Consider the following 17,711-nt stretch of genomic DNA (forward strand, 5'->3'; position numbering starts at 1 on the left):
GAGTCCGTGCATGCCTGGCTCACGTCGATCAGCGAACATCCGCATCTGGTGCCTGCCCTGATCCGGCCGGAGATGATGCAGCGCCTGCGCGAACATCAGCGCTGCGGTCATAAGATCATGCTCGTGAGTGCGTCCCATTCTCTTGATGCGCTCGGCGATGCTTTGCATCTTTGCATAAAGTCCGCCGGGCAGTAGCTGCTTCAGGTGCTGCTGGTCGGCATGTCCATTAGCATGATGCGAAATGTGGTTACGGCGCTGGCAGAGTCCCAATTCGTCGTGCCGCGCGGATCGTTCATGCTGTTGGTAGCGTTCGTCGTCGCTTTTGGTTTCGTGAAGGGTGCGATGAATTTCGTCGCGGCACGCATGGCGGAAGTGATGGTTGATAGCGTCAAGCAGCTTGTCCGGCGCATTGACTCAAGTTGTTCGTTACTGAGCCAAGGTCATGAGCCATCTGGAAGAATGGGCCGTTTGTCTCGTCAAATTTCCTTTCCAGCTCACCAAGTCAGCACAGATCGTCAGCTCGCGTTCATTACCAGTTAGCCCCATCGACGATAACTAAGGAAGAGACAATCATGGAAGGAAAGGAATTGATGCAGTGCGCATAAATCAGCGCCGTTTTACTTATATCGGCATCCCGAATTGATTGAATTGAACGCCATTTCATTTATCCTGTTTCCATAGTCATGTGACGGTCCAAACCAGCAGTGCTCTCGTCGGAGGTTACGGCCAATGAGTCCCGTCATCATCACCCTGCTCGTGCTCCTGGGCATCGGACTGCTGCTAGCGCTCTGGCTAATGGGCATCTACAACGGGCTGGTGGTCGCCCGGAAACGCTTCGAGAACGCCTTCGCCCAGATCGATGTGCAGCTCAAGCGCCGCTACGACCTGATTCCGAACCTGGTCGAAGCGGTCAAGGGCTACATGGGCCACGAGAGGGAGACGCTCGACGCCGTCATCAAGGCCCGCAACAGCGCGATGGCTGCCGAGCAGAAAGTCGCCGCCAACCCCAGCGACCCGGCGGCCATTAAGGGGTTTAACCAGGCCGAGGCTCAGCTGGGTGGCACCCTGGGCCGGCTCTTTGCCCTGTCCGAGGCATACCCGGACCTCAAAGCCAACCAGAACATGCTCGCCTTGCAGGAAGAGCTGACCTCGACCGAGAACAAGATCGGCTTCGCCCGGCAAGCGTTCAACGACGCCGCCACCGAGTACAACATCCGGCGCGAGGTCTTCCCGGCGGTTACGGTGGCCGGCATGTTCGGCTTCAAGGAGGCGACGCTGCTAGAAACCGCAGAGACAGAGCGCGCAGCGCCCAAGGTGTCGTTCCGGTAAACCGGGACCTCCATCGCTCTGTGCGTCTCATGCTCCCCAAGCCGCTCTGACCGTGACCACCAATTTCTTTCAGCAGCAGGATTCGGCCCGACGCAAGACCTTTCAGTTGGTGGTCTATTTCGTCCTGGCGATCCTGATGCTGATCGCCCTGGTCTACGGGCTGCTGGTGGCGCTCAGCACGTATGGCGCCCACGCGCCGGTGTCCTGGTGGCAGCCGGAGATGCTCCTGGTCGCGGCGCTGGGGGTGGGCCTTGTGGTCGGCGGTGCCAGCGCATTCAAGGTGACCCAGCTCGCTTCCGGTGGCCAGGCCGTCGCCCTGATGTTGGGCGGCGTGGAAGTGCCTGGCACGACCACCGACGCGCGGCAGAAGCGGCTGCTCAATGTCGTCGAAGAGATAGCCCTCGCTGCGGGAGTGCCGGTGCCCCCCGTTTATATTCTGGATGAGCCCGGGATCAATGCCTTCGCGGCCGGCTACGCCCCGGGCGATGCCGTGATCGCCGTTTCGCAGGGCTGCCTCAATTACCTGACCCGCGACGAGCTCCAGGGCGTGGTGGCCCACGAGTTCAGCCACATCCTCAACGGCGACATGCGGCTGAACATCCGGCTGATCGGCCTGATCTTCGGCATCATGGTGTTGTCCATCATCGGCCGCAGCATCATGTTCGCATCCAGAGGACGCTCGTCGGGACGGCAGAATTCCCAGGCCGGCATGGTGCTGCTGGGCTTGGGCGTGTTTGTGCTGGGCCTCGTGGGAGCGTTCTTCGGTCGGCTGATCATGGCGGCAGTGTCGCGGCAGCGCGAGTACCTGGCCGACGCCAGTGCCGTCCAGTTCACGCGCAATCCCGACGGAATCGGCGGGGCGCTTAAGAAGATCGGCGGGCTGGCCGAGGGGTCACGCATCGGCAACCCCCAAGCCGCAGAGGCTGGTCACATGTTTTTCGCCAACGCCTTCGCTGGCGGAGGACTCGCCGGACTGCTAGCTACCCACCCGCCCCTCGTCGAGCGCATCCGCCGCATCAATCCCCAGTTCGACGGCCAGTTTCCGGAGGTGCGGCCGCTAGGTGTCGATCGGGAAGAACTTGAAGGCCCCCGACGCCACCACGTCCCGCCGTTCGGCGGGCTTCCGACGTTACCGGGGCTTCCGCAGGTGCCGGTGCCGGTCCTGGGGCTCGCCGACGAAACCGCATCCCGGGTCGGCCACATCGATCCGGAACTGATTAGCTATGCCCAGGGGCTACACGACGGTATGCCAGACGTGCTCCGGGTCGCCGCCCAGGAGCCGTTCAGTGCACGCGCGGTGGTATACGCCCTTCTCATGGACCCGGGGGCAGACCTGCGAGAACTCCAACTGACCCGGCTGAAGGCCGGCGCTGAGCCGCAGGACTACGCCGAAACCCTGAGGCTGGTCGCCCCTGTCCAGGCTCTGCCGGACACCCACCGGCTGCCCCTCCTGGACCTGGCCCTGCCAGCACTGCGGCAGATGTCGCCGCGGCAGCATCAAGCATTCCGCGCCCAGGTCGAGATGCTCATGATCGCCGACCAGCGGCTAAGCTTGTTCGAGTACACGCTTCGCTGTGTGCTGCATCGCCATCTCGACGCCCAATTTCTACGGCAGCGCCCGGCGCGTCCAGTGCGCAGTTCCCTGCAGAGCCTGGCGCACCCGGTGGCAACGGTGTTGGCGCTATTGGCCCGGGAAGGCCAGCCGGAAACCGACCAGGCCGCCCGGGCTTTCGATACGGGCATGCGCCGCTACATCGGCGGCGAACACGCCCACCGTTTGCAGCCTCGCGAAGAATGCTCCCTCGCCGGGTTCGACGCGGCCCTGCAAACGCTGAATCAAGCGGTCCCGGCCATCAAGCGCCGGATCGTCGCCGCCTGCGCGGCCTGCATTCTGGCGAACCAGCAGGTCACCGTCCGCGAAGCCGAGCTGCTCCGCGCCATCTGCGATACGCTCAACTGCCCGCTACCGCCGCTCGTCGTGCAGGAAGCCGAAGAACGATGAACGACATCGCAGACAGGCGGTCTATGACCGATCCTACCGGGAGAATCAAACGCTGGACATGTGCTCTGTGAATCGACAACAGTGCCGGCGTATCAGTGCTGGGTGCCGGAACGATCGACGCCGCTGGCCCGTGGCGAAAGCTGGCAAGCGGCGATGGTCCGCATTGGATCCCGTGATCGCGGCCGCGTTTTACGCAATTGCAGTTGTCGGCCGGATGACTTCGCGGAAAAGATGTTGGCGTAGCCCGCTGAAGCATAGGCGCACGCAGTGCGCACGTGCTGCAGTGGCCGTCCTTTCCGGAGCACTGATGATCCTGCTCGATCGCTGCGTGCATCCACTTTCGATTCGCCCCGATCGGAGCAGATGCACGAAAACCGGCTCGCCTTACTGGTCCCGTGTGTGGCACTCGTTTCCGAGATGAACGTGCGAGGACACGAGCACAATGCCGCAGGCCGTGCAGTCGATACATGTGCTGGGTGGTCGTGATTATGATGAAACAGATCCGCCAGCAGTAGAAACCGTCAGCTTCCGGCCGGTAAGCGCGTCAGGTGCCCGGTATAGTCGGGCAACACCGTCGCGCGGACGGCGCTTGTCCGATGAGCAGGGTTCACAGACGCCCGGTTGTCGAATGAGGTGGCTTCCCTCATTGTAGATGGGTGTCGATCACAGCCGAGGAGGTGCATCGTGATGACTCACTGGTCCGGCATGGCCGGATACGTAGCCGCAAACTGGATCGTCTGTCTGATATTGGCGCTAGTCTTCGTCTACCCAATCGCGAGGATTCTGTCACGGATCGGCCTCTCCCCGTTGTGGGCAGTCCTGGCAGTAGTACCACTGCTGAACCTGGTGGGACTATGGGTGCTCGCATTCATCGGCTGGCCGCTACAGGGTTCCGGGAAGTCCAGCCAGACCAGAGCCTGATTGCCGCGCGGCGTGCTCGGGTGTCGACGCACATCGCGCGAGATCACGCTGAAACCGGCACAACTGGCCGCCCACGCAGGCCGGGCAGCAGCGAAGCATGATGGTCGCGCAATCACGCATCGCCCGGGGATGCACACCGTCTCCGGCAAGATCAACTCTAAATGCGTGCGTTACGCAGCCTGAGCGCGTTAGAAACCACTGAAGCGGAACTCAGGCTCATGGCAAGCGCTGCAATCATCGGCGACAGTACCAACCCGGTAAACGGGAATAGCACCCCGGCAGCGAGAGGAACGCCAAGCGCGTTATAAACGAACGCGAAGCCAAGGTTCTGCTTCATATTTGCAACGGTTGCCTCGGACAGCTCCCGCGCACGAACGATGCCGCGCAAGTCACCTTTGACGAGGGTGACCTGCGCACTGCTCATCGCCACATCCGTGCCGGTTCCCATGGCAACGCCGACATCGGCCTTCGCGAGCGCCGGCGCGTCGTTGATGCCGTCTCCGGCCATCGCCACGACATGCCGGGCCTGTTGAAGCCTCGTCACCAGATCGAGTTTGTCGGCCGGCTTGACCTCGCCATGGAATTCGTCGATACCGAGCTTGCGGGCAACGGCCCTTGCCGTCACGACACCGTCGCCGGTTGCCATCACGACACGAATGCCGTTCTCCTTCAACCTCGCGAGTGCTTCCGGCGTCGTCGCCTTGATCGGGTCGGCGACGGCCAACAACCCTGCCAGACGACCGTCGACAGCCAGATACATGACGCTTGCCCCTTGTGCTCGCATGCTGTCCGCCTCGCTGGCGAGCGGCTCGACCGACACGGAGTCAGTCTGCATCAGCGCCGTGTTGCCCAATGCCAGCTTGCGGCCGGCAACCAGCGCTCGCACACCTATACCTGTCGCGGATTCGAAGTCCTCGGCGCGCTCCAGGGCCAGGTTCTTCGCGCGGGCGGCCGCGACAATCGCCGCGGCAAGTGGATGCTCGCTGCCCTGGTCAACACTCGCTGCCAGTCGAAGTACCTCTTCGGCCGTGTAGCCATTTGTACCCGCAGCCCGCTCGAAGGAGGGACGACCTTCGGTAAGTGTTCCTGTCTTGTCGACAATCAGTACGTCGACCTTGCGCAGATTTTCAATCGCGGCTGCATCGCGAAAGAGAACGCCGTTTGATGCGCCTTTGCCACTGGCGACCATGATGGACATTGGCGTGGCGAGTCCAAGCGCGCAAGGGCACGCGATAATCAGCACCGCGACCGCATTAATGAGACCGAATACCCAGCTGGGTTCTGGCCCAAACAGCCCCCATAGCAGGAACGTCAGCAGCGCGATGCCGACGACGACAAGGACGAACACGCCGGCAACCTTGTCAGCCATCCGCTGCATGGGTGCCCTGGACCGTTGTGCCTGAGCGACCATCTGCACGATTTGCGACAGCACGGTTTGCGAGCCAACCTTTTCGGGCCGGATGACCAGACTGCCGCTCGCATTCATCGTCGCGCCGATGACGTGGTCGCCAACGCGCTTCGTCACGGGAATGGGTTCCCCCGTAATCATGGATTCATCGAGCGAGCTTGCGCCCTCGGTCACTACGCCATCCACCGGGACTTTCTCGCCCGGTCGCACTCGAAGCAGGTCTCCTACGTGCACATGGGACAACGGGACATCCTCTTCCGAGCTATCCGGGTTGATGCGTCGGGCGGTCTTAGGCGCAAGCCCGAGAAGCGCCTTGATGGCGGCAGACGTTTGAGAGCGAGCCTTCAGTTCGAGGAGCTGCCCGAGAAGCGTCAGCGAAATGATGACTGCCGCAGCTTCGAAATAGACACTGACCCGGCCGTGTGCGCTGTACGTCTCAGGAAATACGCCCGGGAAGATGGTGGCGACGACGCTGTAAATGTAGGCGGCGCCTGTACCGAGCCCGATGAGTGTCCACATGTTAGGACTACGGTTGAGGAACGAGCGCACGCACCGTTCAAAAAACGGGAAACCGGCCCACAGGATGACGGGGGTGGAAACGAGAAACTCAACCCAGCTTCCGGTCACCGCAGACATCAATCGAAGCCGGTGGCCAAACATCGCCAGTACGAAGACGACCGCAGTCAGCGGCAGCGTCCACCAGAAGCGACGCCGAAAATCGATCAGCTCCGGATTTTCGCCTTCGTCGATGCTGGGCAGAATCGGTTCCAGCGTCATGCCGCACTTGGGGCACTGGCCTGGATGGTCCTGGCGTATTTCCGGGTGCATCGGGCACGTATAGATTGTGCCCACAGGTGCTGGTGGTGCATGCTCGGCTGATGGGGCCCCGACGTACTTCTCCGGGACAGCCTGAAACTTGGCCAAACATGCGTCGCTGCAGAAGTAGTATTCCTTGCCGCCGTGTTCGCAATGAAAGCTGGAGTCGTTTGTCACTTTCATCCCGCAGACCGGGTCTCGAAGTGGTTCTCCGGCACCCGTATGTGCGTGGTTGCTTTCTCCGTGATGGACATGCGCGCCGTGCTCGTGCCCAGTGCACGCGTCGTGCTCATCTGCACCGTGCGAGTGATGCGCGTCCGACGACGAGTGCCCGGAATTCCGTTGTTGATAAGACCGGTCTTTGCTGCCTTGACTGTCCATCTTGACGCTCCCTTGATACCCGCATAGGCTACTTTCGACTCACAGCAGGGCTCGGCCCGATCCGGTTCGCATTGAAGACGCACGCATTTGCGTCGCCGTAACCGGGCTGGTGAGACCCGGCAAGTCAGCCAAGTTCGGTAGGGCTATATCCGGCCTGCTGGATGACCGGGATGAAATCGCCCGGTGCATGCTCCGATAAAACGCGAACAACCCTGATGGTCAGGTCGATATCGACCTGCGCGTTTGCATCGACAATCTTGATGGCCTTCGTCACGACGCCTGCACAGCGGCCGCACGTCATATCCTTGATTTCGAGTTATTTCCCAACTCCATTTACGGTTGGTTCATTCGTACATGGTTTCTGTGACCTAAACCCTGTCCTGGATCAACTGCAATGCGGTTGGCCAGCCAGTTCCGCCAGAATCGGGCAGTCCGGGCGCGAGTCTCCCTTGCAGTGCTCGGCCAGATACTGGAGGGTATCCCGCATCTCAACGAGTTCGCGGATGCGCTCGTCCAGGTCGCCGATGTGCTGCGTAACCATGTGCTTGACCTCGCTGCTCGGCCGTTCGCGGTCTTCCCAAAGTGCCAGCAATGCGGAAATTTGCCTAGTGGAGAAGCCGAGATGCCGTGCCCTGCGTACGAATCGCAGAACCTCGACATCCCGCGCCGAGTAGACCCGATAGTTCGAGTCGGTTCGCGTCGCGGGACGAATCAGCCCGGATTCCTCGTAATGGCGAATCATCTTGGCAGAAACGCCCGAAGATTTCGCGACCTCGCCGATATTCATGACTTTCTCCCAAGCGGTACACCCGCCACACTGCAACCAGTGTTGACCTTCCCGTAGTGGGAAGGTCAAGTCCTGGAGCTGCGTGCTGGAAACAAGGAGCCAGTTTCTACCCTGTTTCGAGCCGCCACCAAGGTTCCAAATCTCGAGCAGACATGCAAGTCCTAGTGGCTTACGTCGAGCCTGGCAGTGGACTCGAGACCAGTACGGCAGCCACCATCAGCACGCCGGCCAGCACCAATGACTCAAGCTGGAGCACCGTCGCAAAACGGCGCAGCGGCCTCGAAGGTGCGGCTGCGGAAGGACTCTTCAACGCGGACACCAACTTTGGCATCTCGAAGAAGCGATTGTGTCCTCCGAGCGCAGCGGCAACCAGGACGAGTGCGAGCTTGAGCAAGAAAATCTGTCCATATGTCGACTCGAGCAGATTTGAAGGTGTGTTGACTCCACGCCATCCGTTGTAAGCGCCCGTACTGAACAGGACAATCAATGCGTAAGTCGACGCGTCGGAGAGCGAATGCACGAACGAGGCGCCGTTCCGGCGTTCGCTGCCGGGTACACGAATCAGCGGCGGCATCACCACGTAGGTTGTCACGAGCACGAGGCCGACCCACGCGCTGATAGCCAGCAAATGCAGCCAATCCACCCAGACCGGCAGGCTGAAAAGCCCTGAATCCACTGGATGCCCGCCATTACTGCGAGCAAGAGCGGCACCCGCCAAAGCAATCCACATCAGCAGCGGGAAGCGGGTGTCGCTTCCTGAGCGCAGGAATGACAACGCGATGATACAAAGGGTGAAGGCAGCGCCGACCAGCCATGCGTGCCCAAAACCGGTTTCCACGACCATCGACCATACGGCGGGGCCAGCTTCGAATAGCGTCGACTCGCTCATCAATGCACAGTGCGCCCAGAACGACAGTGCGCTCGCGGACAGCGAGACAACGGATGCAATTCGCACTGTCGCGAGCAGACGTTTGCCAATTCCAACTTGCTAGTCAGACTCGCCCCGAGCGAGCCACTGGCTGCTGAGCAATGTCCCGACGATGACGGCGAAGCCGACGTTCTGTATGGCTACCGCAACGAGGCGCAGGATGCCGAGGAACCCGTCGTTCATCACTTCACCTGGAAGGCATATGTGCCTTTGGTCTTATGAGAATCGGCGGTCATCACGGCCCACTGGACGGTGTACTTGCCCGATGCAAGTTTCGGCAGCGCGACAGTCATGATGCGCGAATCGAACGCGTCGACCTTGGCCTTTTCTTTCGTGACCGCAGCGCCGCTTGACGTTCGGAGCAGCGATCAAGGCACGACGTTCACGTTGCGATTCCCTCGCTCGACTGTCGAGTGAACGGATGCGCTGCACGTCGCCGCCCTGATGCGACGAACACCAGCGATGGAGCATGCAGCAATCGACGCGCTCTTCTGCCAGCCTCGCTTTGCCGTGCAAAAGGAGCAGCGTCAGGACAATGGGTGTGCCGGTCCGGTGTCTTTCGGGATATCGAGGAGGTAACCCGAATTGCCGCTGGTCAGCGCATATTGCCGGTATGACCGAGCGAATAGCGCCCAGGTTGCGGCCAGACGGTCATCCCGTGTGGCTCCATGCCGACAGGGATGGATTTTCCGACACCGGTCGTCGTGTCGATCGCGTAGACGACATCGTCGAACCGGCCAGAGAGCCATAACGTCTTGCCGTCCGGGCTGACGTTACCCATGTCCGGGCTGCCGCCGCCGGGAATCGGCCACGTTGCGACGACCTTGCGCGTCGCAAAGTCGATCACCGATACGCTGCCCTTGCCATTCCGCGGCCCATGGATGAGATTGGAGCCACGGTTCGCGACGTACAGCTTCGTTCCATCGCGGCTCGGATAGAGGCCATGTGCGCCCACGCCTGTCTTCAGGAACTCGATCTTCGTGAAGCTGTCGCCGTCCACGACGAACACGCCGTCGGCCTTCATGTCCGCGACGTAAAACACCTTGCCGTCCGCCGAAATGCGGATGTCCTGCGGCATGCCCTTTTTACTCAGATCGAGATAGCCGACGACCTTACGATTCACGAGATCAATCTTCGCGATCCTGCCGCCGAACTCGCACGTGAACAGTACATATTTTCCGTCGATCGAGAAGTCGGCATGGTTGATCCCCTTGCACTCCGGCACGGACAGGCTCGATTTCAGCGCCATCGTGTGCGGATCGCGAAAGTCGAGACGCTCGTGCGCTTCCGCGACGACAATCGCTTCCTTGCCGTCCGGCGTGAAATACATGTTATACGGATCGTCGACCATCACCTCTTTTCCGGGCTTGCCGGTTTTCGGATCGATCGGCGTCAGGCTGCCGTCGGAACGCCCTTCGGCGTTGTTGGTGACCCACAGCGTCTGCAGATCCCAGGACGGAACGATGTGCTGCGGGCTATAGCCAACACGAAACCTGTCCACGACCTTGAACGTGGCCGGATCGATTACGTACACGTCGTTCGAACGCAGATTCGGCACATAGATGCGCGACAGCGCACCCGCGACTGCCGGGCTCATATGACCTGCATCCGCTTCGCCATACAGGTTGGCAGGATTCACGACGGGCGGCATTCCCGGCACGGTCGAAACGGCGGATGCGGCAAATACCGCGCTAGCAGCCCAGCAACCGGCCAGCCCGGCGGCAAGCGCCGTTGCGATGCGCGACAAACGGCTGGAATTCAATTTCATGGCAGTTTTCGTTATCGAATGAACGGGTGATCAAAGACGACTAACCGGCGGTGTTAGCGGCTGCCGACCTCCGCCCTGATCGCGCCGACCGTGCGCGAGACAATCGCGTCGACGCCGAGCTGCCCGAGCTCGACGCTCGAGCGGCGCGGATCGCCGCCATACACGCCATCGGTCGCACCGGGTTTCGGCGCGTCGCGCAAGCGTTCGACACGCACCATTTGCGGAGCGACCGCCAGCAGCAATGACGTATCGGCCAGTCCTGCGTGCGTGCCGATCTCGTCGTCACGCACGCCGCGCTGACGCAGAATCTGTGCGTAGCCGTCGGAACTCGATGCGTAATATTCCGGCGGGACGAACGCGCGCGCGCCCGACCCGGCCCACGTCTTGTTCAGATACGCGACCGCGTGCTTGATGTCGTTCTGGTAACTGCCGTGATCGCCGAGAAAAACGATGTTCGTGAAACCGTGAACCTTAAAACTATTCGCGGCAGACTCGAGAGTCTTTTCGAATACGTCGTCGGGCACCGTAATCGTGCCGGGGAAGCGCATGTGCGATGTGGGCGGTGCATAGCCGCCCTCGGGAACGTAGGCAATCACGGGGGCGACGAGCGCGTTACCGAGTTGTTCCGCGATGCGCTGCGACAATACCTTGACGCGCGCATTGTGCTTGCCGAGCGCGACGTACGGTCCGCTTTGCTCGGTCCCTCCGATGGGGATGATGATCGTGGTCTTGCCAGCGTGGATCTGATCGCGCAGTTCGGTCCAGGTCAACTCTTCCAGTTGCACTGTCCTGGGTGTCTGCGCCATGGCGGACTGGATTGCCGCAAAAACGACGGCGGCCGCGAAAACACTTTGAAGGTTGATACGCATACCGTGTTGAATAGGATGGTCGAGAGACACGGCTCAGCAGTCTACGTGAACTTTAAGCTAGTGAACGAACTTTGCGTCCGAAATTCCCGCGCACACGGTCGTTGGTCCCGCGACTTGGCAATCCCCGAACGTAGTCTGGCGCTCGGAACATGCCGCGTCGGTCGAAAGGGCCTTGACCTTGCCACGGTTGGAATGTCGATAATGTAAATGTCTTACCAACAAATGGAGTTTTAGCATGGAACTGCAAGTACCCAATATGACATGCGGACACTGCTCCGGAGTCATCGCGAGGGCAGTGAAAGACGTAGACGCCCAGCCGAGAGTCGACATCGATATCGCAGCCCGAACCGTGCAAATCGAATCCACGCGTCCGGCAAACGACTTTGTTTCCGCGATCCGGGAGGCGGGTTACAGCGCATCGGTACGAGCGTGAAAAACCTGAACCGGCGCAGCGAACCCGATTTGCCGCGCCGGTGCGTCCAATCGCCGCAGGCGAATTTATGATATTCAATGGTGCCAGGGTTTGCCGTGGCATCCTGACGCTGCGCACGGCTCTTGCGGTTTTGACCGTGACGTTGCAGCAGACCCGCGACCGCCTCGTCAAGTGCTCGCCAATAGCGGACGTTCGGCAGCGTATCCGGGCGACGGCGATGGCCCCCTGTCTTCAGCCGACGGGATAGTTCCTGATGCTCCGAAGCTGTCGAGTGCCGACACTCCTACGCACTGACAGTAAATGAAGTCATCATCCCCGTGTCTTCATGCTCCAGCAGATGGCAATGAGCCATATACGCTCTTCCCGGCGGAGCCAACTGGTTAAACCGCACCAGAACTTCACTCCTCGCGCCTTCAACATTCACGGTGTCCTTCCAGCCACGACGGTGATCTGCGGGAGGTTTTCCATTCTCAGAGATGGTCCGAAATTGGGTTCCGTGGATATGAAATGGATGCAACATCGCATCTCCTTCCGCAGAAATAATCCACCTTTCATACTGCCCCCTCTTGACGTCAAACATGGGCTTCCTCATGTCAAATGACTGTCCATTGATGAAGTTAGCAGAATGCAGGTTGATATCTTTCGCGGAGGGCATATCGCCCATGTCATGCATGGCCATGCCATGACCCGCCATATCGATCCCGGCCATCGCTTGCTCACCGTATCTTTCCATTAACGCGTCCATGCCCAACATATCGAGATTTGGGTCCATTGACAGTTGAAGTGTCCGCTGCGACATCTGTTCGGTTGACGGAATGCCGGGAATGGCTACCAGCTTATCCGGCAGCCTGCCGGCCCCCAACTCTGTTACTGCCTCGATTCTTACAACAGGCAGTTCCTTGTCGAATGGTGCCAAAACCATCCCCATCTGGCGCACGGGAAGCGTCACGATGTCAAATGGCCTGCCATCGGTTGCATCGACCAGAACCTCGAATCGCTCCCCCATCAATATCGGGAGTTCCGCCACTTTGACTGGTTCGCCGAGAAATCCGCCGTCACTGCCAATAACGTACATAGACCGTCTGTCACTGATGGCCAATCTCAGCGAGCGAGCGTTACATCCATTCAGAAAACGAAAGCGCAACCAGCCACGGGGGGCAACGTGCTTTGGGTAGACAACGCCGTTGGTTAGCATCACGTTTCCAAACCAGCCAACTGCCGCACTCATGACATCCAGTTTGTAATCGATCTGCCCTTTGCTGTTAATTCTTTTGTCCTGCAAAACGACGGGAATATCATCCACTCCCCACTTCTTCGGCACGTTCAGGGCACGGCTTTCGGCGTCTTCGATCACGATCAGTCCAGCCAGTCCCATCGCGACCTGGTGTCCGCTCACGTGATGGGTATGCGGATGAAACCAGCAGGTTGCAGCCGGCTGATCAACGACGAACTGAGCCATGCCGGTGTTGCCCGGATCGATCGGCGCCTGCGGCCCCCCATCAGCGGTGCCTGGAACCTCGACGCCATGCCAGTGTACGGCGACAGCCTCAGGCAATCGGTTGTGCACCAGAATGGTAGTGCCGCTGCCGCGCTTCAAACGCAATGCTGGTCCCAATAATGCACCGTTGAATCCCCACGTCGCCGTTAAATTCGCTCCCTTGATCCTGGACTTTCCTGCCTGGACGTTCAGGTTTATCTGTCCCTGGGCGTCGGGCTCCACAAGGGGAGGAATTGGCAGTTGTGGCTGGTTCGCTGCGAAAGCATATGCAGGCCAGATGGGCAGTGCGGTCGCGGCCGTCCATGCCGCAGCACATCTAATGAACTCACGACGTTGCATGTTTAGGCTCCCGACATCGCACTAGTTGACGTCATACGATAGCAGCTTCGTCACCGATGGCGTATCAGTCGCGCCTTCCGGCGTCGATCAATACGCACCGCGTCAGCAGTAAGCCTAACGGATGACGCACTGCGCGCTTCGTTGATCAGACGAAGCGACGTCACATCACGGTGGCCCGATGCGGCACCCGCGCGCAACCGAACCGCCTCCGCGATCGTCACCTGCGACCTGAAGCCCGCGTTGCACGGACTTCATGCTGCCGGGAGCATTCATGTTGCGTCGTGGTTGATCCTGGTCAACTGGTGCGCCGCACGCATTTCGCAAAATGGAATCCCCATTGACTGGAGCAGACATCATGAAAATGAGAACCGCCTTGTCCCTGTTCGCGGTGAGCACGGCACTGGCCATGGCAGCCAATGTGCAGGCCGACGACTCGCATCACCCGGCGTCAGCGGCGCAATCGGGTGCATCCGCACCGAAGAGTTCCGCCGGCGCGCCACCGGCACCGGCTGCGCAATCCGCCGACCGACTTGAAGAAGCACGCCGGCAGATGCAGAAGATGCTCGCGCAGATGGATGAAATCCGCCACACAAAGGATCCCGCAGCGCGCCAGCGGCTGCTGGACGAACACATGCGTACCATGCAGGACGCGATGCAGTCGATGCACGGGATGGGCGGCCCGATGATGATGGGCATGATGGGACAGCAAGGGATGGGAGGCACCACCAATCGCGCTCAGAGCGGCAAGCGCGGCTCGGGCGCGAACGAGCGCATGAACATGATGGAAAACCGCATGGACATGATGCAGATGATGATGGAGCAAATGATGCAGCAGCAAAATCCGCCGGCCCCCGCTCAATGAGCGTTGTGACCGCCGGCCGCGAACGGGCAGCCGCTCAGCAGACCGGCACGCTGCCGTCGATCATCTCCCGGGTCAGTGCGGGCAGTCCGGCCAGTCCATGTGCAACGCGTTCCCGTATGCGATGGCGCTGTGCGTCGGACAGGCGATCGGACGCGCAGACGTCGACTGCAGCCAGCTGTGGCTCGTCGATCCGGCTGCCAATCGCCGACAGCAACCGGACTGTCACCGTCATCGCGCCGTCCAGATCATCGAAGATGGATTGCGCGAGCCGATGCGCGAGCACGTTATAGAGTTTTCCGACGTGAGAGGCCGGATTCTTGCCCGCAACTGCTTCGAGCGACATCGGCCGCCCAGGCGTAATTAGCCCGTTGATGCGATTGCCGCGCCCCACTTCGCCGTCGTCGCCCTGCTCGGCACTCAGGCCGGTGACCGTCAGATACAGTCCGCTCTCCTCTCGGGCATGCGGCTCATCAAGCGCGTTACACCGGACGGTGCAGGCTTCGCCGAGATGACTGGCAAGAAACGTCTCCACTGCCGACTTCTGCGAAAAATAGCTGGCTGCATCGACCACATAACGGTCCACGAAAGCCAGTGCGATCGTGAGACGCATCAGCTCCCCGATGCGGTGACCCATGATCTTGTAGTCGAAGCCCAGCGCAGGAAACGTTGTGCGCAGCACATCGGACTTGAGTAATTCCGCCGCTTTCAGCACCCGTTGTTCGAGGTCCGACAACGGGGCATAGCCCACTCCAAATGATGTGTCGTTGGCCAGCGGCATGCCCGCACAAGCGTTGACCCGCTGCAGACAGGGCGCGCCCGGTCGCAGCATCGGAACCACGTCGATCAGACCATCTTCGAGCTTCAGCGTCCCGGCAAAATGGTCGCTCACAGCCTGCCGGATCACCGTCTCCGGTGACCCAGACACGAGGGTGGTCACAGGCCCCGAGACAAACAGCTTCATGCGCCGGGTGATACGGCCGCCGCCGAAACGAGGCTCGCTCAGGCCGCCAACCAGGAGCGCCTTGTCCAGGTTGAAGTGCTGCACGGCTTTGTAATCGTCAAGGTAAGCACGACCCAGCGCGCGAGCCGCCGCTTCCACAGCGCCGTCGCACAACGTATCAGGGTGACCGACACCCTTGTGCTCACAAATTTCGACGCCCGCGTGGTCAAGCGGCGCGGTGCGCTCAACGGTCACGACGATGTTTGCAGTCGATACCATGAGGAGGGCGGCCAAGGGCCTCACACTGACGTGATGGTCCTGTTGATCATGCGCTGCGCTTTCGCCGTCGGCTTGATCCACATCAAGCGCGCCGAACGCACAATTGCTACGGTGAGGCTGTTGTGCCGATGCAAGGTGCCGGACCACTGCAGGCGCCCCTCTGCCAGGTGCCACACTACCACTCCCAAGGAATGGAGAACGGATCGATGCCTGAAACCGAGGTGAATGTGCCCGTGCGGTCCACCGCACTTTCGAAGCACAGCAAGATGACGCCTGCGCCGCGCGAGTCTGCCATGGCTGCTCGGTCTGAGCCGTTGGAAGTAGCGGAAACCAACAACGCCCTGCAGGATGCGCTGGACTATATGCGCGACGTCGCGGAACGCAGCGTGCTGTTCTGGAACGCGTTGCGGCAGCGCGCTGACAACATGATCGGGCACGAGCGCGCGGGCAAGCCGCCGCTCCTCGACTTCGACTACGAGCTGCTGCTCGATGCGCGCCGTTTCGAACGCCCGGCGAATTACGCGCTGCTTCGAATCACGCGTGCCGACGACGTCTGCTTCGACGCGTGCTTCGATGACTCAAAGCCACCTGTCATCGTCGTCGATCCACGCGCGGGACACGGCCCTGGCATTGGCGGCTTCAAGCGCGAGTCCGAAGTGGGCATGGCGATGCATGAAGGCCATGCAGTCTACTTCGTCATCTTCTTTCCCGAGCCCTGTCCGGGCCAGACACTCGCCGACGTGCTGCACGCGTTGCGGCGATTCATCGAGGAAGTCGCACGACGGCACCCGGGCAAGCCGCCGGTCCTGTATGGCAACTGCCAGGCCGGCTGGGCTATCACGCTGCTTTCAGCCGACTGCGAAGGGCTTGTCGGCCCAGCGGTGCTCAACGGCTCACCGCTTTCCTACTGGGCAGGTGAGTCCGGCGTGAATCCGATGCGCGTTGCCGGCGGGCTGGTCGGCGGCGCATGGCTCACACACCTGCTTGCCGATCTGGATGACGGCCGCTTCGACGGCGCATGGCTCGCGGCAAACTTCGAAAACCAGAAACCGGAAGCGGTGTGGGACAAATACGCAAACCTGTTCACCCATATCGACACTGAGCGCGAGCGCTTTCTTGAATTCGAGCGCTGGTGGAACGGTTTCTACTTCCTGAGCCGGGAGGAAATCCTCGCCATCGTCGAGAATCTGTTCATCGGCAACCGGCTGGAAGAGGGAAAAGTCCGGATTTGCGAAGACTGCGTCGCCGACCTGCGACGCATCCGCAATCCGCTCGTCATCTTCGCTTCATGGGGTGACAACATCACGCCGCCGCAGCAGGCGCTCGGGTGAATTCCGGCGGTATACCGGAACACGAATGATCTCAAGGCGGCCGGGCAGCGGATCGTCTACCTGACGGACCCTCATGCCGGCCATCTCGGGCTCTTCGTATCGGCGAGCGTCGCACGCCTCGAGCACCGCGATTTTTGAAAGTCTCGAGGAGATCGAATCTCTGGCACCGGGCCTCTATGAGATGAAGATCGACAATCCGACGGGAAACCTGGATTGCCGTCGACCGCAATACTCCGTGCGCTTCGAGGAACGGCAGGTCCGGGATCTGGACTTCGGCACACCTCGCGAAGCGTTCGACCGGGTGCGCCAGCTCTCCGAGCTGAACGAGAGCGCCTACCGAATGTTCATCAGTCCGCTCGTGCGTACCCTCTCCAATCCGTGGAGCGCAGAGATGCTGAAGTGGATGCATCCGATGCGAACCAGTCGTTACGTGTTCTCGGAGATGTTCAGCCCGTGGATGAACGGCATTGCCGTGCTCGCCAGACTGCTGGAAGAACGCCGCACGCCGCTGCCCCCCGACAACCCATTTCTATGCAAGGAAAGGGCCTTCATCCAGCAGGTTTCTGAAACGATTTTGACGGCGCGCGGGCAACGTGATGCAGCTGAGGAGCAGGCTTTCTTCCTGTTGTTTGGCTCCATCGCGACACCGGCACGTGAAACTTCGGTAGCGAAGGCATAGCATCGCGCAGACACCGCAACACCTGCAAAGGGGTGTCGAGCGGTCAGTTTCCGCACCTTTCGGTCGATGTCATAGAGCAGCGTCGCGCATGCCCGGCAGACGCCATTGCGGATTGTTCGAGTCTCCGCTCAGCGCCGGCGC

The 17,711-nt window shown here is 60.7% G+C and carries 13 protein-coding genes and 3 pseudogenes; 7 read left to right on the plus strand and 9 right to left on the minus strand.

The features are described 5' to 3' along the window. Positions 1–6 precede the first annotated feature (6 nt). From EVC45_RS35730 to EVC45_RS35745, 4 genes are all read left to right on the plus strand, one after another. Positions 7–195: a hypothetical protein gene (locus EVC45_RS35730; RefSeq protein ID WP_129962850.1), complete on the plus strand. Its 189-nt coding sequence runs from the start codon at positions 7–9 to the stop codon at positions 193–195. 9 nt (positions 196–204) lie between these two features. Continuing rightward, positions 205–540: a hypothetical protein gene (locus EVC45_RS47130; protein ID WP_248295386.1), complete on the plus strand. Its 336-nt coding sequence runs from the start codon at positions 205–207 to the stop codon at positions 538–540. Between the two features lie 189 nt (positions 541–729). Further along, positions 730–1,329 carry a LemA family protein gene (locus EVC45_RS35740; protein ID WP_129962851.1) on the plus strand — a complete coding sequence of 200 codons (600 nt, stop codon included), beginning with the start codon at positions 730–732 and terminating at the stop codon, positions 1,327–1,329. Between the two features lie 52 nt (positions 1,330–1,381). Then, positions 1,382–3,331, plus strand: coding sequence for a M48 family metallopeptidase (locus tag EVC45_RS35745; RefSeq protein WP_129962852.1), 1,950 nt, complete (start codon positions 1,382–1,384; stop codon positions 3,329–3,331). A 1,078-nt stretch (positions 3,332–4,409) separates the two neighbouring features. On the opposite strand, the gene EVC45_RS35755 is transcribed toward EVC45_RS35745, so the two are convergent. The 7 genes and pseudogenes from EVC45_RS35755 to EVC45_RS35785 all read right to left on the minus strand — a co-directional run bounded on the left by EVC45_RS35755 (position 4,410) and on the right by EVC45_RS35785 (position 11,209). Further along, positions 4,410–6,857, minus strand: a complete 2,448-nt coding sequence (locus EVC45_RS35755) for a heavy metal translocating P-type ATPase (RefSeq protein ID WP_129962854.1) — start codon at positions 6,855–6,857, stop codon at positions 4,410–4,412. 124 nt (positions 6,858–6,981) lie between these two features. After that, positions 6,982–7,131 carry a copper chaperone gene (locus EVC45_RS35760; protein ID WP_248295388.1) on the minus strand — a complete coding sequence of 50 codons (150 nt, stop codon included), beginning with the start codon at positions 7,129–7,131 and terminating at the stop codon, positions 6,982–6,984. 111 nt (positions 7,132–7,242) lie between these two features. Further along, a complete protein-coding gene (gene cueR / locus EVC45_RS35765; protein WP_129962856.1) occupies positions 7,243–7,644 on the minus strand; it encodes a Cu(I)-responsive transcriptional regulator in 402 nt (133 codons plus the stop codon). A 169-nt stretch (positions 7,645–7,813) separates the two neighbouring features. Continuing rightward, positions 7,814–8,755: pseudogene (locus EVC45_RS35770) on the minus strand (copper resistance D family protein). Further along, positions 8,755–8,925: pseudogene (locus tag EVC45_RS35775) on the minus strand (copper resistance protein CopC); the annotation flags it as partial. The pseudogenes EVC45_RS35775 and EVC45_RS35770, both read right to left, overlap by 1 nt. A 242-nt stretch (positions 8,926–9,167) precedes the next feature. Continuing rightward, positions 9,168–10,340 (minus strand): YncE family protein, encoded by a 1,173-nt coding sequence (locus EVC45_RS35780; protein ID WP_129962858.1) that lies wholly within the window; start codon positions 10,338–10,340, stop codon positions 9,168–9,170. Between the two features lie 53 nt (positions 10,341–10,393). Continuing rightward, positions 10,394–11,209: a creatininase family protein gene (locus EVC45_RS35785; RefSeq protein WP_129962859.1), complete on the minus strand. Its 816-nt coding sequence runs from the start codon at positions 11,207–11,209 to the stop codon at positions 10,394–10,396. Positions 11,210–11,444: 235 nt separating this feature from the next. Between EVC45_RS35785 and EVC45_RS35790 the strand changes: the two genes are divergently transcribed. Further along, positions 11,445–11,642, plus strand: coding sequence for a heavy-metal-associated domain-containing protein (locus EVC45_RS35790; protein WP_129962860.1), 198 nt, complete (start codon positions 11,445–11,447; stop codon positions 11,640–11,642). Between the two features lie 283 nt (positions 11,643–11,925). Here the strand turns inward: EVC45_RS35790 and cueO are convergent, their stop codons facing one another. Beyond that, on the minus strand, positions 11,926–13,479 hold the full coding sequence (cueO, locus tag EVC45_RS35795) for a multicopper oxidase CueO (protein ID WP_129962861.1): 1,554 nt from the start codon (positions 13,477–13,479) through the stop codon (positions 11,926–11,928). A 355-nt stretch (positions 13,480–13,834) separates the two neighbouring features. Here cueO and EVC45_RS35800 point away from each other — a divergent pair, with 355 nt between their 5' ends. Then, on the plus strand, positions 13,835–14,341 hold the full coding sequence (locus EVC45_RS35800; protein WP_248295389.1) for a hypothetical protein: 507 nt from the start codon (positions 13,835–13,837) through the stop codon (positions 14,339–14,341). A 34-nt stretch (positions 14,342–14,375) separates the two neighbouring features. On the opposite strand, the gene EVC45_RS35805 is transcribed toward EVC45_RS35800, so the two are convergent. Beyond that, entirely contained in the window at positions 14,376–15,641 is a 1,266-nt protein-coding gene (locus EVC45_RS35805; RefSeq protein ID WP_248295390.1) for a methionine adenosyltransferase, read from the minus strand. 344 nt (positions 15,642–15,985) lie between these two features. Between EVC45_RS35805 and EVC45_RS35810 the strand changes: the two are divergent. Further along, positions 15,986–17,570: pseudogene (locus EVC45_RS35810) on the plus strand (DUF3141 domain-containing protein). Positions 17,571–17,711 lie beyond the last annotated feature (141 nt).

The sequence above is a fragment of the Paraburkholderia sp. UYCP14C genome (assembly GCF_004197395.1).
In the GTDB taxonomy this organism is placed as follows: domain Bacteria; phylum Pseudomonadota; class Gammaproteobacteria; order Burkholderiales; family Burkholderiaceae; genus Paraburkholderia.

Excerpts from the sequence above, each read along its gene's own strand:
- cueO (WP_129962861.1), bottom strand. The coding sequence starts at position 13,479 with ATGCAACGTCGTGAGTTCATTAGATGTGCTGCGGCATGGACGGCCGCG.
- cueR (WP_129962856.1), bottom strand. The coding sequence starts at position 7,644 with ATGAATATCGGCGAGGTCGCGAAATCTTCGGGCGTTTCTGCCAAGATG.
- EVC45_RS35740 (WP_129962851.1), top strand. The coding sequence starts at position 730 with ATGAGTCCCGTCATCATCACCCTGCTCGTGCTCCTGGGCATCGGACTG.
- EVC45_RS35755 (WP_129962854.1), bottom strand. The coding sequence starts at position 6,857 with ATGGACAGTCAAGGCAGCAAAGACCGGTCTTATCAACAACGGAATTCC.
- EVC45_RS35790 (WP_129962860.1), top strand. The coding sequence starts at position 11,445 with ATGGAACTGCAAGTACCCAATATGACATGCGGACACTGCTCCGGAGTC.
- EVC45_RS35785 (WP_129962859.1), bottom strand. The coding sequence starts at position 11,209 with ATGCGTATCAACCTTCAAAGTGTTTTCGCGGCCGCCGTCGTTTTTGCG.
- EVC45_RS35800 (WP_248295389.1), top strand. The coding sequence starts at position 13,835 with ATGAAAATGAGAACCGCCTTGTCCCTGTTCGCGGTGAGCACGGCACTG.
- EVC45_RS35780 (WP_129962858.1), bottom strand. The coding sequence starts at position 10,340 with ATGAAATTGAATTCCAGCCGTTTGTCGCGCATCGCAACGGCGCTTGCC.